General features: G+C 62.9%; 31 protein-coding genes. 8 read left to right on the top strand and 23 right to left on the bottom strand.

What is annotated here, in order from left to right; genetic code table 11:
* Positions 1 to 24 precede the first annotated feature (24 nt).
* A complete protein-coding gene (locus HY17_RS02345; protein ID WP_034761778.1) occupies positions 25 to 390 on the top strand; it encodes a YbaN family protein in 366 nt (121 codons plus the stop codon).
* A 9-nt stretch (positions 391 to 399) separates the two neighbouring features.
* Here the strand turns inward: HY17_RS02345 and HY17_RS02340 are convergent, their stop codons facing one another.
* The 10 genes from HY17_RS02340 to HY17_RS02300 all read right to left on the bottom strand — a co-directional run bounded on the left by HY17_RS02340 (position 400) and on the right by HY17_RS02300 (position 9,469).
* Complete coding sequence (locus tag HY17_RS02340; protein WP_233348585.1) at positions 400 to 1,284, bottom strand: ion transporter; 885 nt, start codon at positions 1,282 to 1,284, stop codon at positions 400 to 402.
* 27 nt (positions 1,285 to 1,311) lie between these two features.
* On the bottom strand, positions 1,312 to 3,705 hold the full coding sequence (gene pheT, locus HY17_RS02335) for a phenylalanine--tRNA ligase subunit beta (RefSeq protein WP_034761776.1): 2,394 nt from the start codon (positions 3,703 to 3,705) through the stop codon (positions 1,312 to 1,314).
* A gap of 3 nt (positions 3,706 to 3,708) precedes the next feature.
* The gene (locus HY17_RS02330) at positions 3,709 to 4,317 is read right to left on the bottom strand and encodes a hypothetical protein (protein ID WP_034761774.1); all 609 of its coding nucleotides are present in this window, start codon (positions 4,315 to 4,317) and stop codon (positions 3,709 to 3,711) included.
* Positions 4,318 to 4,327: 10 nt separating this feature from the next.
* Entirely contained in the window at positions 4,328 to 5,404 is a 1,077-nt protein-coding gene (pheS, locus tag HY17_RS02325; protein ID WP_034762493.1) for a phenylalanine--tRNA ligase subunit alpha, read from the bottom strand.
* Between the two features lie 164 nt (positions 5,405 to 5,568).
* Positions 5,569 to 5,730, bottom strand: a complete 162-nt coding sequence (locus tag HY17_RS20145) for a hypothetical protein (RefSeq protein ID WP_155843510.1) — start codon at positions 5,728 to 5,730, stop codon at positions 5,569 to 5,571.
* A gap of 34 nt (positions 5,731 to 5,764) precedes the next feature.
* Positions 5,765 to 6,127: a 50S ribosomal protein L20 gene (gene rplT / locus HY17_RS02320; RefSeq protein ID WP_034761773.1), complete on the bottom strand. Its 363-nt coding sequence runs from the start codon at positions 6,125 to 6,127 to the stop codon at positions 5,765 to 5,767.
* 46 nt (positions 6,128 to 6,173) lie between these two features.
* Positions 6,174 to 6,374, bottom strand: coding sequence for a 50S ribosomal protein L35 (gene rpmI, locus HY17_RS02315; protein WP_034762490.1), 201 nt, complete (start codon positions 6,372 to 6,374; stop codon positions 6,174 to 6,176).
* A 261-nt stretch (positions 6,375 to 6,635) separates the two neighbouring features.
* Entirely contained in the window at positions 6,636 to 7,160 is a 525-nt protein-coding gene (infC, locus tag HY17_RS02310) for a translation initiation factor IF-3 (RefSeq protein ID WP_034761771.1), read from the bottom strand.
* 113 nt (positions 7,161 to 7,273) lie between these two features.
* Entirely contained in the window at positions 7,274 to 8,308 is a 1,035-nt protein-coding gene (locus tag HY17_RS02305) for a glycosyltransferase family 9 protein (RefSeq protein ID WP_051599544.1), read from the bottom strand.
* 18 nt (positions 8,309 to 8,326) lie between these two features.
* A complete protein-coding gene (locus tag HY17_RS02300; protein ID WP_034761770.1) occupies positions 8,327 to 9,469 on the bottom strand; it encodes a glycosyltransferase family 4 protein in 1,143 nt (380 codons plus the stop codon).
* A 73-nt stretch (positions 9,470 to 9,542) separates the two neighbouring features.
* Here HY17_RS02300 and HY17_RS02295 point away from each other — a divergent pair, with 73 nt between their 5' ends.
* Positions 9,543 to 10,301, top strand: coding sequence for a carboxylesterase (locus HY17_RS02295; protein WP_034761768.1), 759 nt, complete (start codon positions 9,543 to 9,545; stop codon positions 10,299 to 10,301).
* Between the two features lie 67 nt (positions 10,302 to 10,368).
* Positions 10,369 to 10,947 carry an EF-hand domain-containing protein gene (locus HY17_RS02290; protein WP_034761766.1) on the top strand — a complete coding sequence of 193 codons (579 nt, stop codon included), beginning with the start codon at positions 10,369 to 10,371 and terminating at the stop codon, positions 10,945 to 10,947.
* 11 nt (positions 10,948 to 10,958) lie between these two features.
* Here the strand turns inward: HY17_RS02290 and HY17_RS19110 are convergent, their stop codons facing one another.
* Together HY17_RS19110 and HY17_RS02280 are read right to left on the bottom strand one after the other, a co-directional pair.
* Complete coding sequence (locus tag HY17_RS19110; RefSeq protein WP_051599543.1) at positions 10,959 to 12,074, bottom strand: aromatic ring-hydroxylating dioxygenase subunit alpha; 1,116 nt, start codon at positions 12,072 to 12,074, stop codon at positions 10,959 to 10,961.
* Between the two features lie 72 nt (positions 12,075 to 12,146).
* Complete coding sequence (locus HY17_RS02280; protein ID WP_034761765.1) at positions 12,147 to 12,353, bottom strand: hypothetical protein; 207 nt, start codon at positions 12,351 to 12,353, stop codon at positions 12,147 to 12,149.
* 73 nt (positions 12,354 to 12,426) lie between these two features.
* On the opposite strand from HY17_RS02280, the gene HY17_RS02275 reads away from it, so the two are divergent.
* Positions 12,427 to 12,912, top strand: coding sequence for a flavodoxin family protein (locus HY17_RS02275; protein WP_034762479.1), 486 nt, complete (start codon positions 12,427 to 12,429; stop codon positions 12,910 to 12,912).
* A 10-nt stretch (positions 12,913 to 12,922) separates the two neighbouring features.
* On the opposite strand, the gene HY17_RS02270 is transcribed toward HY17_RS02275, so the two are convergent.
* The 3 genes from HY17_RS02270 to HY17_RS02260 all read right to left on the bottom strand — a co-directional run bounded on the left by HY17_RS02270 (position 12,923) and on the right by HY17_RS02260 (position 16,507).
* Positions 12,923 to 15,175, bottom strand: a complete 2,253-nt coding sequence (locus HY17_RS02270; RefSeq protein ID WP_175354415.1) for a TonB-dependent receptor domain-containing protein — start codon at positions 15,173 to 15,175, stop codon at positions 12,923 to 12,925.
* A gap of 155 nt (positions 15,176 to 15,330) precedes the next feature.
* On the bottom strand, positions 15,331 to 15,699 hold the full coding sequence (locus HY17_RS02265; protein WP_034761763.1) for a limonene-1,2-epoxide hydrolase family protein: 369 nt from the start codon (positions 15,697 to 15,699) through the stop codon (positions 15,331 to 15,333).
* A 118-nt stretch (positions 15,700 to 15,817) separates the two neighbouring features.
* Positions 15,818 to 16,507 (bottom strand): helix-turn-helix transcriptional regulator, encoded by a 690-nt coding sequence (locus HY17_RS02260; RefSeq protein WP_034761761.1) that lies wholly within the window; start codon positions 16,505 to 16,507, stop codon positions 15,818 to 15,820.
* Between the two features lie 71 nt (positions 16,508 to 16,578).
* Between HY17_RS02260 and HY17_RS02255 the strand changes: the two genes are divergently transcribed.
* Together HY17_RS02255 and HY17_RS02250 are read left to right on the top strand one after the other, a co-directional pair.
* A complete protein-coding gene (locus tag HY17_RS02255) occupies positions 16,579 to 16,908 on the top strand; it encodes an NIPSNAP family protein (protein WP_034762474.1) in 330 nt (109 codons plus the stop codon).
* On the top strand, positions 16,905 to 17,249 hold the full coding sequence (locus HY17_RS02250; RefSeq protein WP_034761759.1) for an antibiotic biosynthesis monooxygenase: 345 nt from the start codon (positions 16,905 to 16,907) through the stop codon (positions 17,247 to 17,249). The genes HY17_RS02255 and HY17_RS02250 overlap by 4 nt, the downstream gene beginning before the upstream one ends.
* Before the next feature lie 4 nt (positions 17,250 to 17,253).
* Here HY17_RS02250 and HY17_RS02245 read toward each other — a convergent pair whose 3' ends face one another.
* Positions 17,254 to 18,129: an epimerase gene (locus HY17_RS02245; RefSeq protein WP_034761757.1), complete on the bottom strand. Its 876-nt coding sequence runs from the start codon at positions 18,127 to 18,129 to the stop codon at positions 17,254 to 17,256.
* 61 nt (positions 18,130 to 18,190) lie between these two features.
* On the opposite strand from HY17_RS02245, the gene HY17_RS02240 reads away from it, so the two are divergent.
* Complete coding sequence (locus HY17_RS02240; protein ID WP_051599541.1) at positions 18,191 to 18,880, top strand: tetratricopeptide repeat protein; 690 nt, start codon at positions 18,191 to 18,193, stop codon at positions 18,878 to 18,880.
* Between the two features lie 3 nt (positions 18,881 to 18,883).
* Here HY17_RS02240 and arsC read toward each other — a convergent pair whose 3' ends face one another.
* The 5 genes from arsC to HY17_RS02215 form a co-directional block, all read right to left on the bottom strand.
* A complete protein-coding gene (gene arsC, locus HY17_RS02235; protein ID WP_034761755.1) occupies positions 18,884 to 19,303 on the bottom strand; it encodes an arsenate reductase (glutaredoxin) in 420 nt (139 codons plus the stop codon).
* A complete protein-coding gene (arsB, locus tag HY17_RS02230; RefSeq protein WP_034761753.1) occupies positions 19,300 to 20,343 on the bottom strand; it encodes an ACR3 family arsenite efflux transporter in 1,044 nt (347 codons plus the stop codon). The genes arsC and arsB overlap by 4 nt, the downstream gene beginning before the upstream one ends.
* A 6-nt stretch (positions 20,344 to 20,349) precedes the next feature.
* Positions 20,350 to 20,835: an ArsI/CadI family heavy metal resistance metalloenzyme gene (locus HY17_RS02225; protein ID WP_034761752.1), complete on the bottom strand. Its 486-nt coding sequence runs from the start codon at positions 20,833 to 20,835 to the stop codon at positions 20,350 to 20,352.
* Between the two features lie 23 nt (positions 20,836 to 20,858).
* A complete protein-coding gene (locus HY17_RS02220) occupies positions 20,859 to 21,194 on the bottom strand; it encodes a helix-turn-helix transcriptional regulator (protein WP_034761750.1) in 336 nt (111 codons plus the stop codon).
* A 65-nt stretch (positions 21,195 to 21,259) separates the two neighbouring features.
* Positions 21,260 to 22,621, bottom strand: coding sequence for a M17 family metallopeptidase (locus HY17_RS02215; RefSeq protein WP_034761747.1), 1,362 nt, complete (start codon positions 22,619 to 22,621; stop codon positions 21,260 to 21,262).
* Between the two features lie 118 nt (positions 22,622 to 22,739).
* On the opposite strand from HY17_RS02215, the gene HY17_RS02210 reads away from it, so the two are divergent.
* Positions 22,740 to 23,633 carry a tetratricopeptide repeat protein gene (locus HY17_RS02210; RefSeq protein WP_065382760.1) on the top strand — a complete coding sequence of 298 codons (894 nt, stop codon included), beginning with the start codon at positions 22,740 to 22,742 and terminating at the stop codon, positions 23,631 to 23,633.
* 29 nt (positions 23,634 to 23,662) lie between these two features.
* Here the strand turns inward: HY17_RS02210 and HY17_RS02205 are convergent, their stop codons facing one another.
* Complete coding sequence (locus tag HY17_RS02205; RefSeq protein ID WP_369802162.1) at positions 23,663 to 24,733, bottom strand: type II secretion system F family protein; 1,071 nt, start codon at positions 24,731 to 24,733, stop codon at positions 23,663 to 23,665.
* An 18-nt stretch (positions 24,734 to 24,751) separates the two neighbouring features.
* Entirely contained in the window at positions 24,752 to 25,786 is a 1,035-nt protein-coding gene (locus HY17_RS02200; protein WP_233348583.1) for a type II secretion system F family protein, read from the bottom strand.
* Between the last annotated feature and the right edge of the window lie 2 nt (positions 25,787 to 25,788).

Raw genomic sequence — 25,788 nt, 5'->3', positions numbered from 1 at the left:
TAAGCCCCGCGCCATCGTCGTGCCATGTGGAGCTGGCGTATCCTTGGATTGATCTCGTTCGCGTTCGGTGCGATCGGCTTGTTCCTGCCTATCTGGCCAACGACCGTGTTCTGGATCGTCGCCGCGCTCGCCTTCGCCCGCTCAAACCCGGCCTGGGCTGAATGGATCTACAACCGCCCCAAAATCGGCCCGCCGATCCGCACCTTTGTCGAGACCGGCGCGCTCAATCGGGCCGGCAAGGCGGCAGCGCTCGGCGGCATGGGCCTGTCGGCGGCCGTGATTGGCGCAGCATTCTGGAAGCGGCCTGTGCCACTGGGCATCGGCCTGTCGATTGTCGCCCTTGGCGCCCTGTTCGTGGTGACCCGCCCGCGGGCGCCTGCCGACGACTAGTCAGATCCCCTAGTTACCCAGCCCGCCATCTGTGCCCGGCAGGGGCACCTTCCCTTCCGGGGTGCGTTCGGCCTGGGAGGAATAGGCATGGGTGGCCGCCTGGGCCTTTGCCTCCTGCCGCTCGCGAAGCTCGTCCGAAAAGGCGCTGGCGAACACACCGGCCGGCAGGGCCACGACACCGATCCCCGCAATTGCAATCACGGAGGCAAACATCCGCCCCAGCGGCGTGACCGGATAGACATCGCCATAGCCGACCGTGGTCAGCGTCGCGATGGCCCACCAGATCGCCCGCGGGATTGAGGCAAAGCTTTCCTGCTTCTCCCCGCCAACCCCTTCGATGAAGTAGAGCGCCACAGCCGACACATAGACGAGCACCAGCGCCATCGCGAGTGCGGTCAGGAGCTGCGTCCCCGCGCGCTTCACCGCGGCGCCGAAAATGTCGAATGCCGGCACGAAGCGCGCAATCTTGATCAACCGGAACAGCCGCAGCACGCGCAGGGCAATCAGCGGAATGCCGAACCCGGCCAGCATCACGATCAGTTCCGGCAGGAAAGCCAGCAGGTCCGCGATGGAATAGAACCGCGTCATGTATTTCAGGCGTCCGCCGAGGCCCGCATATTTCGGGTCCAGCCCCGCCACGAAGACGCGCAGCAAATACTCCACCGCAAAGGCGGCGACGACGAAGACGTTGAATATGCTGAAAACCGTCTTCCAACCGGGCTGGGAATTCAGGGCCGGTTCGGTCTCAAGGGCCAGGAACAGGAAACTCGCCAGGACCAGCGCAACGATGAAGATATTGGTGACCGAGATGCCCCGCAGGCGCGCTTCCGGCACCAGCTCTGCGTAGAGCTTGTAGCGCAGACCGTTCTGCACCATCAGCTGCTGCACCACCATGTCCGGCCTCGCTGCGTTCCCCTTGGCTTATCCTCTTAGCACACCGCCGCAGCCTTTGGCGACGGCCGCCACGACCTTGTCCATCAGGGCCTGGATGTCTTCATCCTTCAGCTTTTCCTTCGGCTGGATCGTGAGCTCGAAGGCGACGGACTTCTTGTCTTCCGGCACGCCTTTGCCCTGATAGACGTCGAAGACTTCCACCTGGTCGATCAGCTGCTTGTCGGCGCCCTTGGCGAAACGGACAATGTCCGCCGCCGGCACGGTCTCATTCACGAGGAAGGCCAGGTCCCGGCGGATCGGTGTCAGGTCCGACCGTTCGAGCACGGATTTCGTCTTTGTCGCCTTTGCCTTCATCACCGGCAGCGCGTTGAGGTTCAACTCGAAGCCGAAGGCCGGGCCTTCGACGTCCAGCTGCTTCAGCACGCCAGGGTGCAGCGCACCGAAATGCGCCACCGTCACCTTCGGGCCGAGTTTCAGCGCAGCCGCCTGCCCCGGATGCCAGTGCGGCTGGGATGGCGGGGAAACCTGGAACCGGTCTCCTGGCTGGCCGAGCGCTTCGAGCACGGCGAAGAGGTCCGCCTTGGCAGCGTAGGAATCGTAAGGCTTCGGCGCGCCCTGCCAGTGACGCTCGCTGAGCGGACGCACAAGCGCCGCAACAACCGTGCGCTGATCGTCCGGACCGTCGCCCAGATAGATCGGGCCCGCCTCGAAAAAGCGCGCGCCAGACTCGCCGCGGTTCGCCGCCCGCTGCGCCGCGCTCGCAAGGTTTGCCAGGATGGACGGGCGCATCTGATTGAGGTCACTTGCGACCGGATTGGCAACGGTGAGGCTCTCCGGCGTTTTCCCGAACAGGGCCGCATTTGCCTTCGACATGAAGCTCCAGGTCACAGCCTCGAGAAAGCCGCGCGCTGCCAGCACGCGCCGCGCCGTGCGTACGCGCTGCTGCATTGGCGTCGTGATCGCGCGGACGCCGCCTTCCGGCGCTGGCAGCGATGTCGTCGGCAGCTGGTCATAGCCGACCATGCGGGCAATCTCTTCCACGATGTCGGCGGACTGCTCCATGTCGAACCGAAAGCTCGGCGGCATCAGGTACCAGGCTTCCCCCGCATCCTCGATGGCGAACTCCAGATCCTTCAGGATACGGCGCATGTCGGCACTCTTCACCTTGAGGCCGGTCAGGCGTTCCACGTCTGCCGGATAGAAAGTCACCTTGTCCGCCCGCGCCGGGATCATGCCGGCGACATTCGCCTTCGAGACCGTGCCGCCGCCGAACTCGGTGATCAGCGCCAGCGCGAGGTTCAGGCCATCGACACAGGACTGCGGATCGACGCCGCGCTCGAACCGATAGCGCGCATCGGAGTGAATGCCGGTTGCGCGGCCCGTTCGGGCGGTGCGCAGCAGATCGAACCAGGCGCTTTCGATGAAGACGTCGGTGGTCTCGGCCGAAACAGCCGTGGACTCGCCGCCCATCACGCCGCCAAGACCGATGGCCCCGCTGTCGTCAGCGATTACGCACATCTCTTCACCGATTTCATAGGTCTTGCCGTCGATCGCGACGAGCTTCTCGCCTTTCTTGCCGAGGCGCGCCGTGACAGCGCCCTGCAGCTTCGCCGCATCATAGGCGTGCAACGGACGGGCCCGGTCCAGCGAGATGAAGTTCGTGACATCCACAAGCAAGGAGCGTGGCTGGATGCCGACAGCTTTCAACCGCTGCTGCATCCAGTCCGGCGATGGACCGTTTTTCACACCTTTGACCAGCGCGCCCGCGAACATCGGGCAGGCTTCCGGCGCTTCCAGCCTGATCTCGATCGGACAGTCGAAGCTGCCAGAGACTTTCTTCACGTCATTCGGGATGAACCGCCCTGCCCCGGCTGCAGCGAGGTCCCGCGCAATGCCCTGCACGCCCAGCCAGTCCGGCCGGTTCGGCGTAACTTCGAAATCGATCACCGGATCGGCGAGACCCAGCGCCTCTGCCGCCGGCGTGCCGAGCGGAATGGAATCGTCCAGGTCGGCGATTCCGTCATGGTCTTCGCCTGCCTCTATCTCCTTGGTGGAGCACATCATCCCATGGCTTTCGACGCCCCGGATCGCGCGCGGCTTCTTGTCGAGCGCGAAGTCGAGCCCCGGAATATACGTGCCGAGCGGCGCATAGATCGCGGTCATGCCGGCGCGGGCGTTAGGCGCACCGCAGACGATTTGCTTCATGCCGTCCACGGTTTCCACCTTGCACACGCGCAGCTTGTCCGCATCCGGATGAGGCTCGGCTTCGATCACCTTGCAGACGGTGAAGTCTTTCAGTTTCTCGCGAGGATCGTGCACATCCTCGACCTCAAGGCCGGCCTTTTGCATGCACGCAAGAATATCCTCCAGCGTCGCCTTGGAGGCGATATGGTCGCTCAGCCAGGAAAGGGTGAATTTCATCGTCTATTCCAGTTCGGGATTTAATTCGTCTTGAACCTGATTGACCGGGGACAGGTTCTCAAAAACATCTTCTTCACTGCGCGTGCAGGCCTTTACCCGCCGGGCGGGGGAATTCAGGGCGAGGCCCTCGACTTCCCAGCAGCGCTGGAACACGGAGCAATAGCAGACGTTCATCGTCAGCTCGCCCCATTTTGCCGCTGTTTCCGCTTGCACGACCGCGCTTATTGACTCGGCCGGCCAGGAAATACGCAAGGCGTTGATCGTTTCCCCCGGCGCCACGGCGCGGCCCACCATGCTTGTCCATGACAGGTCATAGCCGTCCGGCAGCTCGTCACGATAGGCTTTGAGATTCTCCAGGCGCTCGCCATCTTTCAGCATGTCCACCGACTCGATCAGCGCCGGGCCGACACCGCTGTTGCGGAACCTGACACCGATCTCACGCACATGCAGGTCTGCCGAGACATAACCGTCTGCTTGCAGCACCGGATAAACAGAGCCGTGCTGCTGCGCCCGCATCACGCGGCCCTGATCCCAGGCAATGAAGACTGCTATCGCGCTGGTGATCACCGCGCAGATCGCAATCAGCATTTCAGCCTTGTTGCCGTTGCCCATGGCCGCGTCCTTAGCTCAGGCCGCCACTGACGGATGGCGTGCTCCACGGCGCGAAGCCATAATGGCGGGTCCATTGCGGATCAGCCTCGAAATACGGGCGCAGGTCCGGCATGCCGTATTTCAACATCGCCAGGCGGTCGATCCCCATACCGAAGGCGAAGCCCTGATATTCGTTCGGGTCGATGCCGCAATTGCGCAGCACGTTCGGGTGCACCATGCCGGAGCCGAGGATCTCCATCCAGCTGTCGCCGGCGCCGATCTCGATTGTCTCGCCCTTGCGGGTATATTTCACGTCCATCTCGGCCGACGGCTCCGTGAACGGAAAGAAGTGCGGGCGGAAGCGCGCTTCCACATTGTCGACTTCGAAGAAGGCTTTCACGAAGTCGATGAGGCAGCCTTTCAGGTGCCCCATATGGGTGCCCTTCTCGATCACGAGACCTTCGACCTGGTGGAACATCGGCGTATGCGTTGCATCCCAGTCGTTCCGGTAGACCCGGCCCGGCACGAGGATGCGGATCGGCGGCTTCTGCTCCATCATGGTACGGATCTGCACAGGCGAGGTGTGCGTGCGCAGCACTTTCGGCGTGTCGCCTTCCTGTGCCTTCATGAAGAAGGTGTCGTGGGTCTCACGCGCCGGGTGGCCTTCCGGGAAGTTCAGCGCTGTGAAATTGTGCCAGTCGTCTTCCACGTCCGGGCCTTCGGCCACGGTGAAGCCCATATCACCGAAGATGGCGGCGACTTCCTCGAACACCTGCATCACCGGGTGCAGTGCGCCGGCATTTGGGCCGGGGGCCGGCGGCAGGGTCAGGTCCAGCTTTTCGCTGGCCAGCTGCTTTTCCAGCGCCTCGGCTTCCAGTTCGGCCTTGCGGGCGGTGATCGCATCATTCACCCGGTTTTTCAGCGCATTGAGCTTCGGGCCGTTTTCCTTGCGCTCTTCCGGGCTCATCTTGCCAAGCGAGCCCATCAGGCCGGAGACCCTGCCCTTCTTGCCGAGCTCCGCCACGCGCACCGCGTCCAGCGTTTCCAGGTCACCCGCAGCAGCCACCGCCGCCAGCGCTTCGTTTTCGATGGTCGTAATATCGGACAAGGTCTTGCCCCTCATTTGGTTCCGCGGGCTTTGTAGGCGCTTCGCGGGGGGATGCAAATCTGGAAGAAACGGAAAAGCCCGGCACGATGGCCGGGCTTTCTCTCATTCGGTTCGGTGCCTGCCCTTCCGGGCGGTCACCGGCGGCGCGGGGCCTGTCAGAAAGCTTACTTGCCGGCAGCTTTCTTGCGGGCGATCCGTGCGCGCTTGGTGTTGCCAAACACGCGGACTTTCGCGCGCTTGCCGAGATTGGCCTTCCAGGTCGCGTTGCGGCGCTTGACGCGCGGCTTCTTCGACGGGTGCAGCACGGAGTTCGGGGACTTCGACATGGGGTCGTTCCTGTAGCTTCAGTCTGTAAAGAGCTTAGGCGAGAGCCGCTTTGGCCTGGGCAACCAGGGCGCCGAAAGCGTCCGGGTCCTTGATGGCGATGTCCGACATGACTTTGCGGTCGACTTCGATGCCGGCTTTGGTCAGGCCGTTGATGAACTGCGAGTAGTTCATGTCCTCGTCGTGGATGCGGACAGCGGCGTTGATGCGCTGGATCCAGAGCGAGCGGAACTTCCGCTTCTTAACTTTGCGGCCGACATAGGCGTACTGGCCGGCTTCCCAGACGGACTGGTGCGCGATGCGGAACGTATTCTTGCGGCGGTTACGGAAACCCTTTGCCTGCTTCAGGATTTTCTTGTGGCGGGCGTGGGCAGGAACTTTAGCGCGGGAGCGGGGCATCTGAGCCTCCTTCTATCAAGATCAGTATTAAGTCAGCGACGGCGGCTTAGAGGCCGTACGGCAGGAACTTTTTCACACGGGCTTCATCAGCCTTGGCACCGACGGACGTGCCGCGGTTCTGGCGGATGTACTTTGCATTGTGGCTGATCAGGCGGTGACGCTTGCCAGCGACGCCGTGCTTCAGCTTGCCCGATGCGGTGATCTTGAAGCGCTTTGCAGCGGCCTTCTTGGTCTTCATCTTCGGCATTTCATTCTCCTTTTTGGTGGAGCTCGCACCCTTCCGGGCGGCCCGGTCTGTCATGAGTGGAGGGCATGCCGTTCGCCTGCACCACTCGGAAGAGGCGGCTTATGGCGGATTGGGGAAATGGAATCAAGGGGCGAAAGCGGCTGATAATGCACTTGAAAATGCCCTGCCGTGCCGCCCTGGAACGGAAAGAGCCGGCAGGGTCCGCCCCGGCCGGCTCTTCATGGTGTATACATGGTCCCTATATGGGATTCTTCATGGTGTTCAGCGTGGTGAGAGGACCATGGTCATCTGGCGGCCTTCGAGCTTCGGCTCCAGCTCCACCTTCGCCATTTCGTCGAAGTCTTCCTTCACCCGGTTCAGCAATTCCATGCCGAGATGCTGGTGCGCCATTTCCCGGCCGCGGAAGCGAAGGGTTACCTTCACCTTGTCCCCAGCTTCAAAGAAACGCGTCATCGCCTTCGCTTTGACTTCATAGTCATGCGTGTCGATGTTCGGGCGCATCTTGATTTCTTTGAGTTCGGAATTCTTCTGCTTCTTCTTCGCAGCGGCTTTCTTCTTCCGCTCTTCGAAACGCAGCTTGCCATAGTCGAGAATCTTGACGACGGGCACTTCCTGGTTCGGCGAAACTTCGACGAGATCCATGCTGGCTTCGCGCGCAGCATCAAGAGCGGCTGCCAGCGGCATCACTCCCTGTTTCTCACCGTGTTCGTCGATCAACAGGACCTTTGCGGCCTTGATGTCGTCATTGGTGCGCGGTCCCTTATCCTTCTGGGGCGCTTCATTCATTGGTCTGCGAGCTATAGCCGATCTCCTTTGTGGCTGTTCTCAGGATGCCTGAATATGCCTGTGGTTGCGGGCATATTCAAGGAAAAGCGCACTCGGCAAAATTTGCGGTGCGGTCAAGTGGGAAGCACACCCAGCGCCAGAATTGACCGCCAGACAGTGTCGACTTCCAATTCCGCGAGCGTCGGTGCCGAATTGATGATCGGCGAACGGGCCCCGCGCGGCGCTGCGTGGTCGGGATTGCTTTCATTGGTGGCAAACAGGGCAACCCCCGGCGCGCCGGCAATCGCGGCCATGTGCATCGGGCCGGTATCGTTGCCGACGACGAAGGCAGCTTTCTCGGCCAGGGTCACGATCTGGAACAGGTCCGTCCGGGTCACGAGGCTCTTTGCCCGCTTCTCGAGCTTCAGAATGTCCTGCGCGATCTTGCCCTCGGCCTTGCCGCCGATAATGGCCGGGGTCACGCCTGCGTCGGCGATCCGTTTGGCCAGTTCGGCGAACCGTTCCACCGGCCAGCGCTTGGCTTCCCGGTGCTCGGAGGCCCCCGGAATCAGCAGCATATAGGGCTGTTCCAGCCCGAAATAGGCCGGCTGAAGGCGCGGGGCATCGCGCAGTTTCGGGCGCACCCAGCTGAGGTCCGGCTTCGGGAAGTTCTGGCGGTTCCAGCGTCCGTCCGGCGCGACGCCTGCCACGGCCAGCTGCTCGGCCAGCCGATCGATCGAGTGCATGGTCGCCCGGTCCGGATTGTCGTGGAAGAAGGCCGCCTTCTCATGATGGCCGGACCAGAGCGGCGCCTTGCCCGTGCGGCTCAGCGCCGTGAAATAGTTCTTTGTCCGGCCGGAGGTCTGGAAGTCATAGATGATGTCGTATTTCGACTTGCGGATCCGGTTCAGCAGCGCGGTCGTTGCCTTCATCGTGGGCGGGCGGCCATCGGTCTCGATCCGGTCGAAATATGGGCAATGGCTGGCGAAATCCTCAAAAGGCGGCGTCGTCAGCAGCGTGATCCGGGCGGAAGGGTGGAACTCGCGCACGGCTTTCATGGCACCGAGCGCCAGCACGAAGTCGCCGAGCGCGCTCAGCTTGATGACCAGAACTTCCTTGGCGCCAGCCCCCGGATTGACCGGGCTGGCGAGCTTTGCGGTTTTTGCCATGCCTACCTCGTCGGTCCCCTAACCGATCAGGCGCTTATAGACGCCGAGGGTAGCCATCTGAAGCCCCCGCTTGGAGAAATGGCTGCGGACATGTGCCTGCCCGGCCTTGCCCATACCGCCGCGGGCTGTCTTTCCGACCGCCAGAAGCGCCCGGATCGCGCCCGCAAGGGCCGCGGCATCGCCCGGCTGGAAGCGCGCGCCGGTTTCTCCGTCCAGCACGGTTTCGCGCCCGCCGCCATGGTCCGACACGATCACCGGCCGCGCCATGGCCGAGGCTTCCGCCGCCACACGCCCAAAGGCTTCCGGCCGCGTCGACGGTGCCATCACGATGTCGCTGGCAAGGTAAGCTGCCGGCATATCGGTCTCATGGCCGACGACCAGAACCTGCCCGTCCAGCTGCAGGCGGCGGATCGTGTCATAGATCCGGCCCTCATAGGCATCGCGTCCCTGCGCATCCCCCGCCAGGACGAGCACCAGCCCTTCCCGCTCCTCTGGCGCCAGCAGGCCCAGCGCCTCAATGGCCAGAAGCTGGCCTTTCCACTCCGTCAGCCGCCCCGGCAGGAACAGGGTCAGGCGCTTGTCGTCTTTGAGACCCCAGCGGGCGCGGACAGCATCGATCCGCGCCGGTGTTACAGCGCCGGGATAGAACGCTTCGAGATCCACCCCGCGGGGTATGGTCACAATCTTTTCCAGCGGCACGCCATGTACACGCTGCACGTGTTCGGCAATCCACTGGGAATTGGCGATCACCAGCTCGCCCTTGGCCATCACGGAGTTGTACTTCCGCTTGAGGCCTTCTTCGCCCGAATAGGCGCCATGATAGGTGGTCACGAAGGGCACGCCCATCGCTTTTGCGGCGGCATAGGCACTCCACGCCGGCGCGCGGGACCGGGCATGGACAAGGTTTACGCCCTCATTCCGGATGATCCGCTTCAGCTTGCCTTCATTGGCCTTCAGCACCAGCGGGTTCTTGGATTTGGCGTCCATGCGGAACAGCTCGCCACCGAGCTTTTCGAATTCGCCTTCCAGGCGACCGCCGCGGCTGGCCAGCAGTGCCCGGCCGCCCGCCTCAACGATGGCTTCGGTCACTTCCAGAACGGTGCGCTCCACGCCGCCTGCTGAAAGTTCGGGGGCGACCTGCAGGATCGTCTTTCCGGTCATATCGGGGAGAGGTTCCAAGTCGCGTGCCACCCATTCGCTTGACAGGCGAGAGAGATGGCGGAACGGACAGACTATGACAACCGAACATTTCATCTCTCCTCACGGCAGACAGCTGGCCTATCGCCGTTTCGCCCCTGCCCGCAGCGATCTCACCTATGTGTGGCTGTGCGGGTTCAAGTCCGACATCACCGGCTCGAAGGTCATGTGCGTGGAAAAATGGGCAAAAGAGACCGGCCACGGCTTTCTCGCCTTCGACTATTCCGGCCACGGCGAATCAGGCGGCGCGTTCGAAGACGGCACGATTTCCCGGTGGCGCGAAGATGCGCTGGACGCGATCGACGCGCTGACAGACGGGCCGCTGGTCCTGGTCGGCTCCAGCATGGGCGGCTGGATGGCGCTACTCTCCGGCCTCGCCCGGCGCGAGCGACTGGCCGGCATGGTGCTGATCGCGCCCGCGCCGGATTTCACCGAAAAGCTGATGTGGCCGGAATTCACGCCCCGCCAGCAGGAAGAGATCATGGAGCACGGGCTGACCCTGCGCCCATCAGACTATGGCGACCCCTACCCCATCACGAAGGCGCTGATTGAAGATGGCCGGGGCTGGCAGCTCCTCGACGAGACCATCGACCTCGAATGCCCCGTGCGCATCCTGCAGGGCGCCGAAGACCCGGACGTGCCATGGCGCCACGCCTTCCGGCTGGTTGAGGCGATGAGTTCGAAAGATCTCGTCTTCACCCTGATCAAGGATGGCGACCACCGACTCTCCCGCGATCAGGACATTGCCCGCCTGCTGGCGACCTGTGCAGAAATTGCAGGCATTACAAATCAGTAAGCGCCGACGGATTGGCTGAGTGGGGCCGTTCCAGCCGGGATAACAACCGGCAGGAAGGCCTTCTCTCATGTTCGAACCCCGCCCGGCAGCTTTGTCTGTCACCTGCACCCTTGTCAGCATTCTCCTGATCGCGGCCTGCACCTCACGCCCACCCCCACGCGGCGGCCAGCCCGGTGGTCCGCCCGGCGGCGGCAGCCCCGGCGGACAGGCGACAAGCCTGAATGGCGGACAGGTCGCCCGGCCCATCGCACTCCTCTTCACTGGCATGGACACCGGCCACGACTATGCCATTGGCCCGGCTGAACTGACGGCTGGCATCTCGGCGGAGTGGGCGCACCTTCCTGTCAGCGCACGCGGCACCGTTCCGGCAGTTGCCATGTCGGACTGGGCCGAGACCGCGCTCGGCAATCCGGAAGCCCTGCCCAATCACATCGCCTTCGACGTGAACCTTGATGGACAGGTCAGCGAAGAGGAATTCCGCACCCGCCTGACTGACGAGTTCGACCATCTGGACCGCGACCATGACGGGCTGCTGACCCGAGCCGAAATGCTGATGGATGTGCCGCTTCGCTCACAAGGCGGTGGCGCCGGCATGCCGGGTGGCGGACGCCCGCCCGGTGGAGGTGGTGGCCGCCCGCCACGCTGATCAGGCCTGTGTCAGGCACCCATGCGGTCCAGCCACCACTGATTCATCTGCCAGATCGACTTCTCCAGCGGCGACAGCGGCCCGGCGCGGGACAGCGGCGCGTTGAGGCCAGCCCAGACAAGGTCGTTCGCGGCGATGTCTTCCTCGTGCACGCCCCGGATGGAAGCCTCGGCCCCGTCCACGATCGCATCGTAATCCTCCATGCCCCGCATCCAGTCCGGGAAGCAGAGGTGGATCTTCAGGTCCAACTGGTCTTCGGCCATCGGGGTCATCTGGTACCAGGCCATGAACGGTCCCTGCACGGCCAGCATCAGGCCGGGAAAGGCGATGGCGGCGATCAGGTCGCGCAACTGCCAGTCTTCAAGGCCCGGCACAGGCGGCTGTGGCGCGTCCCGGTCGGCGGCCGGCATGTGCAGGATGGACCAGGGCTGGTCCGTATCCGGCACCTGCGAGTCGCGGGCGTGGTATCCCGGCTCCAGCGTCTTGGAGTGCGTGGCGATGTGGTGGTAGGCCTCCATGAAATTCTCGGCGAGCACCTTCCAGTTCCAGCCATGGGCATAGTCCAGCGTCCGCGCCACCACGAACCCGCCGAGATTGTAGTTCGCGAAATAACCCGTAAAGCCGCTGACCTGCGGCGCGAAGGCCGGCGCGTCGGCGTCCAGCGTCGCCATGACGAAACCTTCCCAGATTTCGGAGCGAATCTCGCGCAGGCCGTGGTCTGCAGGGTCGAACCCCTCCGCGCCTTCCATCAATGGCGCGCGGACGAGGCTGCCTTTCGTGTCATAGGACCAGGCATGGTAGGGGCAGGTGAACAGCTTGCGGCAGCCCTGCCCATTGGCCACCAGCGCGGCCCGGTGGCGGCAAACACGCGACAGCACACGCACGGCGCCATCCTCCCCGCGCACCACCATCACCGGCTCGCCCGCGAGTTCGGCGGAGAGATAGTCCCCCGCCCCCGGCACCTGATCCACCCGCGCCAGCGGCAGCCAGCTGCGTGCCAGAACACGGGCCTTCTCGACATGCCAGAGCCCCGCATCCGTATAAGCGGCGGGCGGCAGGGTACGGGCTTCGGCCAGCGGCCTGCGGCTCGCAGCGACGTCGGCGGGGGAGAGAAATTCCTGAGTCATGCGCCACCCTCATAAAAGATGACGCATGCGTCAAGTTTTCTGGCATCAAGTTCTAACGGAAATCCGGAGAAATCAGTGCGTCGCGGCACCGTCCTCGTCCCGATGCTCCAGCCTGACGAGCCGGGCCAGCATGCCACGCGCGGCGATGGCGGGCGCGGTGGTGCGCACTTCGTCCGTCATCGCCTGCATGCGATAGCGCGTCGTCAGCAGGTGGCCATCGGTGTCATAGCTGCCTTTGTAAGTCTTGCCTTCGATCTCGATTTCGATCGGGGTCGCCATGGGTGTCCTCCAATTTTTTATGGAAAGGATTCTTGTGTCCTTTCCTGGGGCGAAGTCTAACATGGGCGGCGAGATGTCCAAATTATTGATCGTTTATCATTCCCGCACCGGTGGTACGCGCCAGATGGCCGAGGCCGCCTTCGCAGCTGCACAAGAAGAAGCCGACGCCGTGCTGATGCGCGCAGAAGATGCGATGCCGGAAGACCTGCTGGCCGCCGATGGCTATCTCTTCGCCGGGCCGGAAAACCTCGCCGCGCTCTCCGGCGCGATGAAGGAATTCTTCGACCGCTGCTATTACCCCGTGCTCGGACAAATCGAGGGCCGCCCCTACGCCCTGATGATCTGCGCGGGTTCTGACGGCGAAGGCGCTGCCCGTCAGGCGGCCCGCATCGCCAAAGGCTGGCGCCTCCGTGACGTGCAGCCGCCCCTCATCGTCAACACCAGCGCTCAGACTCCGGAGGAGATCCTCGCGGAGAAGACCATCCCGGAATCGAAGCTGGAAAAATGCCGCGAACTCGGCGCCGCGCTCGGCGCGGGGATCAAGATGGGAGTATTCTGAGACTTTCGCCTCAGAACGACACCTCGACGCCCATCAGGAATTCGAACGGCTTGCCGGGGCGAAGGCCTGCCGGGTCGATCGAAGCGACATAGACCTCGTCGAACAGGTTCTCGGCCTTGGCCCGCACGCGGATGCGGTCGGTCAGGTCCACCCAGACGGCCATGTCAGCCACCCAGCGCGCTTCGATCAGTTCGCGTTCCGGAATGCTCCCCTGCCCGGCACGCGCCCGTGCATCGGAGACATAATTACCGGAGAGGCTCGCGCCCCAGCGGTCCGTTTCCAGGCCCGCGCTGAGGGTCAGCTGCTGGTCGGCGATGTAAGGCAGCTCGTCCCCGACAACGACATCGCCCCAGGGCTCGTAGTCGCTTTCGAAGCTCGTCTGGAATTCGGCATCGGTCAGCGTGTAGACGAGGTTCAGCGGAATGGAGAGGTCCGTATTCAGAGCAGATCCGGCATCCCAGCTGGCGGTCACTTCCAGACCCTGCACGTCCACTTCGCCGCCATTGAACTGGTCGCCCACCGTACAGCCGCCGCCGGACGAAGCCGTGCACGTGCCGAGCAGGTTCGAATAGTCGTTGAAATAGGCAATTGCTTCCAGTTCGAACTCGCCGCGCGAATAGCGTCCGCCGAACTCCCAGTTGACGCTCTCCTCGACATCGGCGTCCGTCGTGCCGGGGCTCGCAATGGCGAAGCCGCGATGCACACCGGCCAGCAGCGTCGTTGTCTCACTGATCTGGTAGAGCGCGCTGAGGCCAGGCACGACCACCGTATCGGACAGTTCTCTCACCTGTGTTGGCCCGGCAGCGCGGGTGGGGTCGCTGGTCGAATAGTCTTCGCGCGTCAGTTCGTAGTCCTCGAACCGCGCGCCGCCCGTGACCGACAGCCGCCCGACAGTGAACTTGTCCTGCACGAAGATGGCCAGCGCCTCGCCGGATGAGATACGGTTCGCCTGGCTGCCCGCGGCGCCTGCCGTGGTCAGCACCAGCCGCCCGCCCTCAAGGCGATAGGCGTCTTCCTCCTGGAACCGGTCTTCCTCGTCTTGATGAACACGGGCGCCGATGGTCAGTTCGTGGTCAATCCCGGCAAAGGCCGTCTTCCAGTTGAGGACGGACTGGACACCCTCGCTGTAATAGGCGCGCCGGTTGGCGCGGTAGACGATGGAATTATCGAGGCTTGTAGTGCCCACAGCCAGATCATACTCGGCCGCATAGGTCACCGGGTCTGCCAGCACGCTGGAGATCGAGACGTCGCCGCTTGCGCCATTGCCGTCTGCATTGATGCCCTGCAGTTTGTACCAGTTGCGGGCGAAGTCGTGATGATAGGCGATCGTCGTCAGGCTGAGCTCCGGCGACAGGTCAATCCGGTGAGTCAGCTGGTAGAGCTCGTTCTCGCCATTGAACTGGTCGTCCGTGCTCGCATTATAGCGCCGGTAAGGATCGGCCCGGAAATCGTCCAGCGTCAGGCCGAGATAGGTCTCGTTCGAAATCTCTTCCCGCGTCTGGTATTTCAGCTCCACGCTTTGCGGCATGGCCCCTTCGGTCTTGTAGGCGCCGAGCTTCACGACCAGGTCGTCCGCGTCGAAGCCGGTCGGGCCGCCATTGTCCAGCCGCTTGAAGCCGTCCGTCTCGTCGGTGAACACTTCGACGAGGCCGCCCAGCTGCCAGCCGGCCGCCGCATCCCCCTTGCCGCCCAACCAGAGGTGCGCGCGCTGGCGGTCATTCGTGCCGAACATCACCTGCCCGTGGCCGGACGGAGCATCCGGCACGGGCGTCGAGAACATGTTGATCGCCCCGCCCGTGGTGCGGGGGCCGTAGAGGATCGCCGCCGGGCCCTTGGTCACTTCGATGGCGCTCATCCGAGCGATGGTGGGGAAGTAGTAGGCCGACGGCGAGGCATAAGGCGCCGGCGAGATCGGCACGCCGTCTTCCATCAGCGCGACACGCGAGGAGCGGTCAGAGCCCGACCCGCGCAGGCCGATATTCGGGCGCAGGCCATAGCCGTCCTCTTCCTGGATGTTCACGCCCGGCACGGCGCGCAGGATGCGCAGCACATCGCTCTGCGCCTGCACCGACAGATCGGCATCGGTCAGAAACGAGACCGAGCCGGCAACTTCCAGCGCCGCCTCGGACGAGCCGGTCACAACAACCGTCGACAACAGGCGATAGGGGTCGTCCCCCTCCGTCACTTCCGGCGCCTCTGCCCCGGCCGAAAGTGCCAGCACCGCCACCGATGCCATCAGGAAACCGCTCTTGTAACCGCTCACGCTGCCCTCGCTCCGCATATTTTCTATTCAGGTCGCGGCTGTTTATTGGAGACAGTTTGAGAATGCAAGTGCGACCTATTTGCAAAAACAGCGCAGAGTCCTGCTTACCCCCAGCCATCCGCCAGGGCCAGAACGTCAAAGCAAGGTGGGCGCGATCACCCGCCCAGCGGTTTCATGTAGGTGGCGAGGTCGAAATAGTCGCGCCAGACGGCGATCTTGCCGTCCTTCAGCTCGAAAACACCGCAACAGGGCAGGTCGATCTGCTTGCCATGCGCGACGGTGCGGTCGAGGCGTTCGGCGACCACCTTGTCCCCGGCGGACATCAGCGTGAGGACATCCCAAGTCGTCTCGCTCCAGCCATTGATGAAGCCACCGATAAACTTGCGCAGCGCCGCATGCCCCTGCACCGGGCCCGTCGGCATGTTGTGATAGATGCCGTCCTCGGCAAAGAAGCTCACCAGCTCGTCCACATTCAGCCGCGACCAGGCCGCAATAAAATCCCGGATCACCTCTTCATTGCTCATGGCGTTTCTCCCTCTTTTTGCCGGCGAAATGGCCGAACGCTTGATCGTATATCACGCCCGCACCGATAGCCCGCGAGATGGCCGAGGCCGCCCTCGCCAGGCGGAAGATCAAGTGGCATCAGCACTTCGCCGTTTTCAACCAACGCTCAAACGATGCCTCTCCTGGCTTCGTGAAAGCGATGATGCGCGTGCCCGGGCGTCGCTGTGCCCAGCCAAGATCCATGATCTGTGTCAGGATTGCAGCGCCTGCCTGACCAGCCAAATGATGGCGCCGCATGCTCCAGTCGAGGCATGACCGGCACATGGGCCGCCGGGAATTTCCGAAATCCGCCTCTGCAATTCCGATTTTCCCAAGCATGCCCCAGCCGCTCTCAGTCAAGGCAAACTGCCCTCCCCGTTCATTCAAGCCACCCCCCCGTTTCATCGTATCGAACAATCGCACACCGAGTTCGCCGGCGAGATGATCATAGCAGATCCGCGCCTTGCGCAGCTCAGGGTCGGCCGGTCCTGTGCGTGTCCGCTTGCCGGGGCCACGCTCCGCCACATGCAGAAGGGCTTCTATCGCGTGGGCCACATCACCATCCTGCAGCCGGTAATAGTGATGGCGGCCCTGCACTTCCCTTGCGAGCAGCCCACCATCCATGAGTTTCCCGAGATGTGAACTCGCCGTCTGTTTGGTGATACCGCCCGCCTCGGCAAGCTCGCTTGCGGTCAGGGCGCGTCCATCCATCAGGCTCAGCAACATGTTGCTGCGCGCCGGGTCGCCAATCAGGGCGGCAATGCGGGAAATGTCCGGGCCGTCTTTCATGGTTCGACGGTAACCGAACCATTGATGCGGCGCAATCCGCTATGTCGGGGAACGGCAAAAAGGAGCCCGACATGATCACCTGTTTCATCCGATACGAAATCGATCCATTCCAAAAAGAAGCATTCGAACATTATGCCCGCCGATGGGGTCAGGCCATTCCACGCTGCGGCGCCGACCTGATCGGCTATTTCGCGCCGCATGAAGGCTCTGCCACCACGGCCTATGGCGTTTACTCCCTGCCCTCGCTTGCGGACTATGAAGCCTACAAGCAGCGTCTCGCAGCGGACCCGATTGGCCTTGAGAATTATGAGTTCGCAAAGCGCGAACGCTTCATACGCAAGGAAGACCGCATTCTCCTGAAACTCGCCTCAGCGCCGCATGCGGAGCTTATCCTGCCATGATTGCTGTCCTGTTCGAGCTGGAACCTCTGCCCGGTAAGGCGGATGCCTATTTTGAAACCGCTGCCGCGCTGCGCCCCCTGCTGGATGGGGTTGACGGCTTCCTCTCCATCGAGCGGTTCGAAAGCCTCACGACGCCGGGCAAATACCTGTCCCTGTCATTCTGGCGCAACGAAGCGGCAGTGCAGGCCTGGCGCAACCTGCCTCCACATCGAAGCGCGCAGGCACGTGGGCGGAACGATCTGTTCCGGGACTATCGATTGTGCGTCGCCGAAGTTGTTCGCGACTATGGGCTGACACACCGGACAAGCGCCCCGGACGATAGCCGCGAAACACATGGCTGATACGTCAGTGCCCCTCCGCCGCCAGGATCGCCGCCAGGCCTTCGCGGTAGGTGGGGTATTTCGGGCGCCAGTTGAGGGCGGCCTTGGTGCAGGCGTTGGAGATGCGTTTGCACTCGGCATAGAAGCTGCGGGCCATGGGGCTGAGGTCTGCGTCCTCGAAGGGCACGTCCGGCGGTGGGTCCATTCCGAGCAATTGGGCGGCGTGTGCGATCACGTCCTGCGGCGGGGCGGGCTCGTCGTCGCAAAGATGGAGTACGCCGCCTGCCCGCGCGGCCGCCTCCGGGCGCTGGTGCAAGGCCAAGAGGCCGCTCGCAATATCGTCCACATGCACGCGGGAGAAGACCTGCCCCGGCTTCACAATGCGCCGGGCTGTGCCCTCCCTCAGCCGGTCGAAGGCACAGCGGCCGGGGCCATAGATGCCCGGTAGGCGCACGAGGCTGGCGCGGCCTTTTGTGGCCTCGCGCCACTGATCCTCGGCGCGGGCGCGGGCCTTGGCGCGGCGGCTCTGCGGGTTAGGCTTGCTCCACTCGAACGCCCAGCCGCCGGCAAGGTCGCCATAGACACCGGTTGTGGACAAATAGGTGACGGAGAGGTCATCGCTCAGTCCGGCATGATCATGGCCTGGTCCGGTATGCACATGGCGCAGCACGGGGCAGCCATGTGCATCGGGCGGGATCGTCACCAGAAGGCATGCCTTTTCGGGCAACTGAAGCGGGCTCTCGCCATCCCAGACGCGGGCGTCGATGCCGTCTGCCCGCAGCGCCGCCGCCTTCGCCTCGCTGCGCACCGTGCCGGCCACAGGGCCCGGCCACATCCGCGCCAGGTGTGTGGCACTATAGCCAAGCCCGGCGACAAAAAGCAGAGATGGCTGAACTGTCATTTGCCTCGCCTGATCCCTTTGTATCTATGAGGTTTGTTACAGGTTCCGGAGTGTCCGATCCATGCCCCTTCTCACCCTGGCCGCCGTGTCGCTCGCCTTCCTGCAGACCACGTCGGCTGGCGAACGTATCGCCGCTGAGGAACAGGCCCGGCTGGAGGCCTGCCTCGCCAAGATCGAGACCGATCCGGACGACGCCTATGAAGACGGCCTCGCCTGGCTCTACCAGGGCAACCGCCCCGGCGCACGCCAGTGTACGGCCATGGCGCTGATCGCCCTCGGCCATCAGGCAGAAGGCGCCGAGCGGCTGAAAAACCTCGCAAATTCAACGGATGGCGGCACGCTGGAACAGCGCGCGGCCTATCTCTCACAAGCCGGAAACGCGTGGATCGAAGCCGAGGATCCGGACTCCGCCCTGCAGGCCTTCGACGGCGCGCTGAAGATCGCGCCCGACGCGCCGGAGCTGCTGCTGGACCGGGCCTCGGCACACATCCTGCTGGAGAATTATGACAAAGCCATCGAAGATCTCGACGCCGTGCTGATGCGCGTGCCTGACCATGCCGAGGCCTACCAGATGCGCGGCGCCGCCTGGCTCGCCAAAGGCGAGCCGGACAAGGCCATGCTGGACGTGAACGCGGCGATGGAAGCAGACCCGGAAGACATCAACACGCTCGTCTTGCGCGGCCAGGTGCGCGAGGCCCTGCGCCTGCAGGCCGATGCCGGCGGCCCGATCGAGCGTCTGGAAACCGACTAGGCCTCAGCCCACACGCTGGCCGTTTTCGTCAATCAGAAGCGCGCCGTCTTCCTTGTAGAACGGGCCCGGCGGCAGGGATTCCAACAGGTCCAGCACCACCTCGCTCGGCCGGCACAGGCGCACGCCTTTCGGGCTGCACACGATGGGCCGGTTCACGAGGACAGGATGTTCCAGCATCGCCTCAAGGATCGCCTCATCACCCACTCCGGGCTCTAAAAGTCCCAGCTCTCTTGCCGGGGATTTCGTTTCCCGGAGAGCCGTGCGTGGCGTCAGGCCAGCCGCCGCGAAGAGCCCGAGCAGCTGCGAGCGGGTCCAGCCTTCTTTCAGGTATTCGATCACGGTGGGCTTCTCGCCGCTGGCCTTAATGATGGCCAGAACGTTCCGGGACGTGCCGCAATCGGGATTGTGATGAATGACAATCATGGTGCCGCAACCTCCTCTTCTGAGCTGACAAAAGCTGATCGGGTGCGATTGGCGAAAGCGACCAGCGACAACATCACCGGCACCTCGACCAGCACGCCGACCACCGTGGCCAGCGCGGCACCGGAGTTCAGGCCGAACAGGCTGATCGCGACGGCGACCGCCAGTTCAAAGAAATTGGACGTTCCGATCAGGGCGCAAGGCGCCGCGATCCGGTGCGGCACTTTCCAGGCCCATGCGGCGGCATAGGCCAGCGCGAAGATGCCATAGGACTGGATCAGGATCGGCACGGCGATCAATGCGATGATCAGGGGCTGCGCCAGGATCGTCCCGCTCTGAAAGCCGAACAACAGGACAACCGTCGCCAGCAATCCGATCACGGAGAGCGGCTTGATCCTGTGGGTGAAATCCGTCACAGCCGCTTCTCCGCCCTTCCGGGCCAACGCGTTGCGCGTGAGGATTCCGGCGATCAATGGAATGACGACATAAAGCGCTACCGACAGGAGCAGCGTTTCCCAAGGCACGCTGATCTCCGTCACGCCCAGCAGGAAGGCCACGATCGGGGCGAAGGCGAACACCATGATTGCGTCGTTCACGCTGACCTGCACCAATGTGTAGTTCGGGTCGCCACGGGTAAGTTGGGACCAGACAAACACCATGGCTGTGCATGGCGCCGCGCCCAGCAGGATCAGGCCGGCGATATAGCCTTCGGCATCTGCCTCGGGAATAAACCCGGCAAAGACATGCCGAAAGAAGAGCACGCCTAGAAGCGCCATGGTGAACGGCTTGATCAGCCAGTTCACCACCAGCGTGATGATCAGCCCCTTCGGCCGCTCGCCAACCCGGCGCATGGCCGAGAAATCGATTCCGATCATCATGGGCCAGACCATCGCCCAGATCAGGACGGCAACGGCAAAATTGACGTTGGCATATTCCAGCGCCGCCAGTGCGGAGAATGCACCTGGCACGACGGCCCCCAGGCCGATCCCTGCAAGGATGCAGAGACCGACCCAGACCGACAAGTATTTCTCGAACGCCCCCATATTGCGTCAGCAGCAGCCAGCGCTTTTCGGTTCAGCGATGGCCGGTGCGCAGCAGGGCCGCTCCACCGCCATGCCGGTCGGTGTTGTAGCCAGCCGCCCGTCATTCAGTTCCGGGCCGCCCCCATAAACGGCGCTGTCTCCGGTTGTGTGGAACACTTCCCACGGCACGCCTGCCGGATCGGCGATCCAGCTCTTCTCTGATTGGGCATAGCAGCAGACCGTCTCCCCCTCTTCCAGAACCGGGGCGTCAGCGCGCTTCAGGCGGTCATAGACTTCCGCGAGCTCACCCGAATCTTCGGCCTGAATGCCCAGATGCTCCACGCCGGGTGCTGCGCCGCGGGCGCTGATAGCGAGGTTCACATGCGGATCGTCCAGCATCCATTTGGCGTAGTCGTCCTTGCGCACACTCGGCGGCGCATCGAACAGGGTCGAGTAGAAATCGATCGAACGCTGGAGGTCATCGACAGCGATGTGGACATGCAGGCGTTTCATGGAGTTTCCTTTCCTGGGACAGGTCAGCAGCAGGCAGATTGGGCCGCCGCCATAACGGGGCTGCACACTTCTTCACGGCCCTGACAGCAATCTTCCATCAGGAACACGATCAGCCCACTGATGGCGTCATAATTGGCGGTATAGATGATGGATCGCCCCTGGCGTTTGCCTTCGATCAGGTTCGCATTCGAAAGAATGTTGAGCTGAGCCGAAAGCGTATTCGGCGGCACGTCTAGCGCTGCCGCAATCTCCCCTGCTGGTAAGCCATCATGCCCGGCCCTCACCAGAAGGCGGAACACGGCCAGACGGTTTTCCTGAGCCAGGGCGGAGAGTTTGGAGAGGGCGTTTTTCGATTCCATATTTCCAGTATCGTGGAAATATGGAATGAGTCAACACGCTTTTCGAAACCCCTGTCTCCGAAAATCTAACGGTAGCGTTTCTGCAGCATCGCCCAGACCGCCCGCAGGCCGCAGGCGGCGGCCCCTTCCGGGCGGCCATATTTGGTTTTGCGCCATGCCCAGACATCGAAATGGGCCCAGCTTTTCGCATCCACGAACTGTTTCAGGAACAGGCCGGCCGTGATCGAACCGCCGAAACTGCTGCCGGAGTTCACGAGGTCCGCAATCGGACTCTTCAGTTCCGACATGTAGGGGTCCCAAAGCGGCATGCGCCAGACCGGATCGCCGGATTGTGCTGAACCCTCAAGGATATCGGCGACCAGTTGCTCGTCATCGGAGTAGACCGGCGCGAGATCCGCCCCGAGCGCGACACGGGCCGCACCGGTGAGCGTCGCAAAGTCGATCAGCAGATCAGGCTCCCCTTCGGAGGCCCGCGCCAGCGCATCCGCCAGGATCAGCCGGCCCTCGGCATCCGTATTGTCGATCTCGACCGTCAGGCCCTTGCGGGACGACAGGATATCGCCTGGCCGGAACGCATCGCCGCTGATCGCGTTTTCAACCGTCGGCACGTACAGCTTCAAATGCACCGGCAATTTTGTCGCCATGACGAGGCGGGCCAGCGCGATGACATGGGCGGAACCGCCCATGTCTTTCTTCATGATCCGCATGCCGCTGCCCGGCTTGATATCGAGACCGCCGGAATCGAAGGTTACCCCCTTGCCGACAAGCGCGAGCTTCGGCTTCGACGCATCGCCCCATTCCAGTTCCAGGAAGCGCGGCGCCGCCTTGGCCGCGCGGCCAACGGCGTGAACCATGGGGTAGTTCTGTTCCAGCAGGGCGTCGCCAACAATCGCGGTCAGCTTCGCGCCGAATTCCTCCGCCAGCTTTTCGACGGTCTGCTGAATACCCGCCGGGGTCATGTCGCCGGCCGGAGTGTTCACGAGATCCCGCAACAAGGCGATGGAATCTGCTTCCGCCGACAGCGCCTCACCCGCATCGCCCTCGGGGATCACGAGCTGCGGCGGGCAGGACTTTTCTTTCAGATACCGCTCGAACCTGTAGGCCCCGTCCGCCCAGCCAGCCGCAATGGACGCCATGGACAGGCCGCCATCTGCCGCGATCTCATAGACCCCTTCCGGCAGCTTGCCCGAAAGAGCGGCGACTGCCAGCGCATCCTTTCCGTCGCCGATACCGCCCAGAACATGCGCAAGGCCACCTTCCGGGCTCGGCACCAGCACCATCTGCCCTGCCCCGCCCTTGAACGCCTGCGCCGTTGCAATCGCACGGGCGGAAGGGAACGGATCGTTCTCCAGGGATTTGAAGGCATCAGCGGTGTACAGCCAGACGCTGACCGCCCCGTCGGCACCGGTGGTGAAACTCTTGTGCATGAAAATGGCCTCGTACGGGCAAGTGTTAATGGAGTCTGCGCTGGCGTTAACCCATCCTTGACGCCCACAGGTCCAGACTCACGCGGGAATGATCCTGATTCAAACCCGGAGCGGTCCCATGTCCAGAGCCAAAACCTCACTGGCTGCACTTGCTGTCGCCCTGGCCGGTATCTCGGCCTGCGCCTCGACGCCTGATCCGGATGCCAAAGCGGCGGCAGAGCTGCAGGCCGCCATGGCTGAGGCAATGAAGCCGGCAACCCCAGAGGAAATCGAAGCGGCCAATAATTCGGACCCGCTGACCAAGGCGAATTTCTGGTCGAAGGAATATGCCAAGGATGCCGAAAACCTGGACAACGCCCTGACCTTCGCTGACGCCTTGCGTGGCATCGGCTCCACGGAACGGGCGGTGGAGGTCCTGTCCGAAGTGCTGGTCATCCATCCGAACGAGCCGCGCATCCTGATGCCGCTGGGCCGGGCGCTGGCCGCCAATGGCAACCAGTTGGGCGCTGCGCGGGCATTCGAGCAGGTCGCCGTCGCTCAGCCTGACCGGGCAGACGCCTGGGCCGCGCTTGGAACCGCCATGGACCAGCTGGAAAATCACAAAGGCGCGCAGGTCGCCTACGAAAAAGCGCTGGCGATCGAGCCGGCACGCGCCTCAACGCTGGCCAATTACGGGCTCTCCCTCGCACTGACTGGCGATCTGACCGGTGCTGAAGCCAAGCTGCGCCAGGCTGCTGATGTCGCACCGGGCGATGTTCGTATCCGCGAAAACCTCGCACTGGTGCTGGGTCTTCAGGGCCGGTTCGAGGAGATGCAGAAGACGAGCGCCGGTTATGCGCCGGACGCCGTGGTCGAGCAGAATGTCGAACTCCTGAAGGAAATGATCAAGCCGGGCCGTGATCTGGAGGCGCTTCAGGAAAAAGCCTCGGCGCAGGCCGCGGCACAGGCGCCGGAGGCTGACGCGCCACCGGCCGAAGCGACGGGCCTGAGGTTACGCCGCACGGGCGGCTGAAACATCCGTCTCTGAATTTCTCCGGCTGATCAGGCCAGGACGCTGACTTCAATGCGCGGGTCGATCCCGATCAGGCCGCCCGCATCCGAGCGGCGGTCATTCGTGCGTTGCTCCGTCGTGACGGCCGGAACTGCGTCATTCTTCGACTGCATCTTCTGGAATTTGATGTAGGCCGGGCCAAGCACGACGAGGAACAGGACCGGCAGGAAGAAGACAATCATCGGCACGGTCAGCTTGGCCGGAAGTGCCGCGGCCTTCTTCTCAGCCTCCGACATCCGCATCTCACGGTTTTCCTTGGCCATCACACGCAGCGCATCGCCCAGCGGCGTACCGTAGCGTTCGGCCTGGCCAAGCGCCATACAGACAGCCTTGACGCCTTCGTGACCCGTACGTTTCGCCAGGTTTTCATAAGCTTGACGGCGCTCTGGCAGATAGGACAGTTCTGCAACCGTCAGGCCGAATTCCTCAGCCAGCTCCGGAGACGCAGAGCCGATTTCCTGGCTGACCTTATGAAAGCCAAGCTCGATCGACATGCCGGCTTCGACACAGATCAGCAGCATGTCGAGCGCATCGGGAAAGGCGCGCATGATGGATTTCTGGCGTTTCTGGGCCAGATTGGAGACATACAGGTTTGGCGCATAGAAACCTGCCGCAGCCCCGAAAAGGAGGGAGCCGTACTTCATCATCGGCTGGAAACCGAAATCATTGATGAAGAAGACATAGACGAAGACGACCAGCATCCCCACGAAGGGCAGCGTCATCCGCGCAAAATAGAATGCGGAGACAGGGCCCGGGCCCCGCATGCCGGCCTTGTTCAACGTGTCCTGAAGGTTCGGATCTTCCAGTGCCTTGGCGAGGTTCAGGCGGGAAGAAATCTCGCCGATGGTCGAGTCATCTTTCCGGCGCAGGCCTTTTTTGTTCTCAAGCGCAGCCCGGTTTTGCTTACGCAGTTTTTCCCGCTGCATCGAAACGGATTTGAGCCGCGTTTCCAGCTTGTTGCCCTGCAGATAGGGCATAAACATGGTCACCATGGTGCCGAACACGGCCACCGCGACCAACAGGGATGCCAGGGCTTCAGGCTTCGTCAGGGAAAGGATGATCTCGTACACTGTGCCTGCCTAGATATCGAAGTTGATCATCTTCTTCATCGTCATGATGCCGGTAAACATCAGTGTCGATCCCGTCGCCAGAACGACGTGCCCCGTCTCGGTCCGGAACAGTTCCATGATGTAATCGGGTGTAGTCATGAAGACGAGCAGGCCGACCGCAAAGGGTAGAGAACCAATGATCATGGCCGATGCTTTCGCTTCGGACGACATCGCCTTGATCTTCTCGCGCATCATTTTACGCGACCGGATCACGCTCGACAGGTTGCCGAGCGCTTCGGAAAGGTTACCGCCCGCCTTGGCCTGAATCAGCAGCACGATCATGAAGAAGTTCACTTCCTGCAATGGGACGCGCTTGTAGAACATGTTCAGAGACCGTTCGGTCCCTGCCCCCATGGCCAGATTGTCCGCAAGTGTGCCGAATTCGGTCCGCAGCGGTTCCGGGCTCTCCTTGGCGATGATCCGTATACATTCATTCAACGGCAGACCGGATTTCACACCGCGCACGATCACATCCAGCGCATCGGCGAACTGGTTGATCATCTTCTTGTGGCGGCCTTTGATCATGAAGTTCAGGAAAAAGCGCGGCAAACCAAATGCCCCGCCAAAGAACGCGCCTGCCACGAGAGCTGGGCGGCTGCGCAAGGCAATGCCGGAAATGGTCAGGCCTTCGAATCCCGACAGGAAGACCAGCGCACCGCAAACGCCCCCCAAAAGGATGGAGAACATCCAGAATGCGGAGAGCGGGACATCAAGGCCCGCTTGCACGAGCTTGTCCTTGATCGTCTGAGCGCCGCTGCTTTTCCGGCGCGCCTGCCCCTGCTTGCGCAGCGAGTCCAGCATCTCCTGCGTCTTGGCGCGACGCTTCGCCGATTCGTCCATGACCTTTCCGGCCCGGCCCTTCCCCGCCACAGTCGCGCCGGCGCCGATGGCACGCGCACGCTTTCTCGCCGCTTCCTTGTCACCGCCCGAAAAAGCAAATCCGAGGCCCGCGATGGCCACAAATGCCAGACCGGCAATTGCGATGGTCATCATGTTTCCGTCCATCG

The organism is Hyphomonas sp. CY54-11-8 (genome assembly GCF_000682735.1).
Lineage (GTDB): Bacteria > Pseudomonadota > Alphaproteobacteria > Caulobacterales > Hyphomonadaceae > Hyphomonas.
This window is presented reverse-complemented; position numbering and strand designations above follow the sequence as displayed.

Bases quoted from the DNA above. Each gene is read 5' to 3' on its own strand.
- HY17_RS02245 (WP_034761757.1), bottom strand. From the start codon at position 18,129: ATGACAGTTCAGCCATCTCTGCTTTTTGTCGCCGGGCTTGGCTATAGT.
- pheT (WP_034761776.1), bottom strand. From the start codon at position 3,705: ATGAAATTCACCCTTTCCTGGCTGAGCGACCATATCGCCTCCAAGGCG.
- HY17_RS02260 (WP_034761761.1), bottom strand. From the start codon at position 16,507: ATGAAAGACGGCCCGGACATTTCCCGCATTGCCGCCCTGATTGGCGAC.
- HY17_RS02200 (WP_233348583.1), bottom strand. From the start codon at position 25,786: ATGGACGGAAACATGATGACCATCGCAATTGCCGGTCTGGCATTTGTG.
- arsB (WP_034761753.1), bottom strand. From the start codon at position 20,343: ATGGGGGCGTTCGAGAAATACTTGTCGGTCTGGGTCGGTCTCTGCATC.
- HY17_RS02265 (WP_034761763.1), bottom strand. From the start codon at position 15,699: ATGAGCAATGAAGAGGTGATCCGGGATTTTATTGCGGCCTGGTCGCGG.
- infC (WP_034761771.1), bottom strand. From the start codon at position 7,160: ATGAATGAAGCGCCCCAGAAGGATAAGGGACCGCGCACCAATGACGAC.
- HY17_RS02340 (WP_233348585.1), bottom strand. From the start codon at position 1,284: ATGGTGGTGCAGCAGCTGATGGTGCAGAACGGTCTGCGCTACAAGCTC.
- rpmI (WP_034762490.1), bottom strand. From the start codon at position 6,374: ATGCCGAAGATGAAGACCAAGAAGGCCGCTGCAAAGCGCTTCAAGATC.
- HY17_RS02305 (WP_051599544.1), bottom strand. From the start codon at position 8,308: ATGGCAAAAACCGCAAAGCTCGCCAGCCCGGTCAATCCGGGGGCTGGC.
- rplT (WP_034761773.1), bottom strand. From the start codon at position 6,127: ATGCCCCGCTCCCGCGCTAAAGTTCCTGCCCACGCCCGCCACAAGAAA.
- HY17_RS19110 (WP_051599543.1), bottom strand. From the start codon at position 12,074: ATGACTCAGGAATTTCTCTCCCCCGCCGACGTCGCTGCGAGCCGCAGG.
- HY17_RS20145 (WP_155843510.1), bottom strand. From the start codon at position 5,730: ATGTCGAAGTCCCCGAACTCCGTGCTGCACCCGTCGAAGAAGCCGCGC.
- HY17_RS02280 (WP_034761765.1), bottom strand. From the start codon at position 12,353: ATGGCGACCCCGATCGAAATCGAGATCGAAGGCAAGACTTACAAAGGC.
- HY17_RS02215 (WP_034761747.1), bottom strand. From the start codon at position 22,621: ATGCACAAGAGTTTCACCACCGGTGCCGACGGGGCGGTCAGCGTCTGG.
- HY17_RS02220 (WP_034761750.1), bottom strand. From the start codon at position 21,194: ATGGAATCGAAAAACGCCCTCTCCAAACTCTCCGCCCTGGCTCAGGAA.
- HY17_RS02225 (WP_034761752.1), bottom strand. From the start codon at position 20,835: ATGAAACGCCTGCATGTCCACATCGCTGTCGATGACCTCCAGCGTTCG.
- HY17_RS02330 (WP_034761774.1), bottom strand. From the start codon at position 4,317: ATGGGCAACGGCAACAAGGCTGAAATGCTGATTGCGATCTGCGCGGTG.
- HY17_RS02295 (WP_034761768.1), top strand. From the start codon at position 9,543: ATGACAACCGAACATTTCATCTCTCCTCACGGCAGACAGCTGGCCTAT.
- HY17_RS02255 (WP_034762474.1), top strand. From the start codon at position 16,579: ATGATCACCTGTTTCATCCGATACGAAATCGATCCATTCCAAAAAGAA.
- HY17_RS02300 (WP_034761770.1), bottom strand. From the start codon at position 9,469: ATGACCGGAAAGACGATCCTGCAGGTCGCCCCCGAACTTTCAGCAGGC.
- HY17_RS02210 (WP_065382760.1), top strand. From the start codon at position 22,740: ATGTCCAGAGCCAAAACCTCACTGGCTGCACTTGCTGTCGCCCTGGCC.
- HY17_RS02275 (WP_034762479.1), top strand. From the start codon at position 12,427: ATGTCCAAATTATTGATCGTTTATCATTCCCGCACCGGTGGTACGCGC.
- HY17_RS02240 (WP_051599541.1), top strand. From the start codon at position 18,191: ATGCCCCTTCTCACCCTGGCCGCCGTGTCGCTCGCCTTCCTGCAGACC.
- HY17_RS02345 (WP_034761778.1), top strand. From the start codon at position 25: ATGTGGAGCTGGCGTATCCTTGGATTGATCTCGTTCGCGTTCGGTGCG.
- HY17_RS02290 (WP_034761766.1), top strand. From the start codon at position 10,369: ATGTTCGAACCCCGCCCGGCAGCTTTGTCTGTCACCTGCACCCTTGTC.
- HY17_RS02250 (WP_034761759.1), top strand. From the start codon at position 16,905: ATGATTGCTGTCCTGTTCGAGCTGGAACCTCTGCCCGGTAAGGCGGAT.
- arsC (WP_034761755.1), bottom strand. From the start codon at position 19,303: ATGATTGTCATTCATCACAATCCCGATTGCGGCACGTCCCGGAACGTT.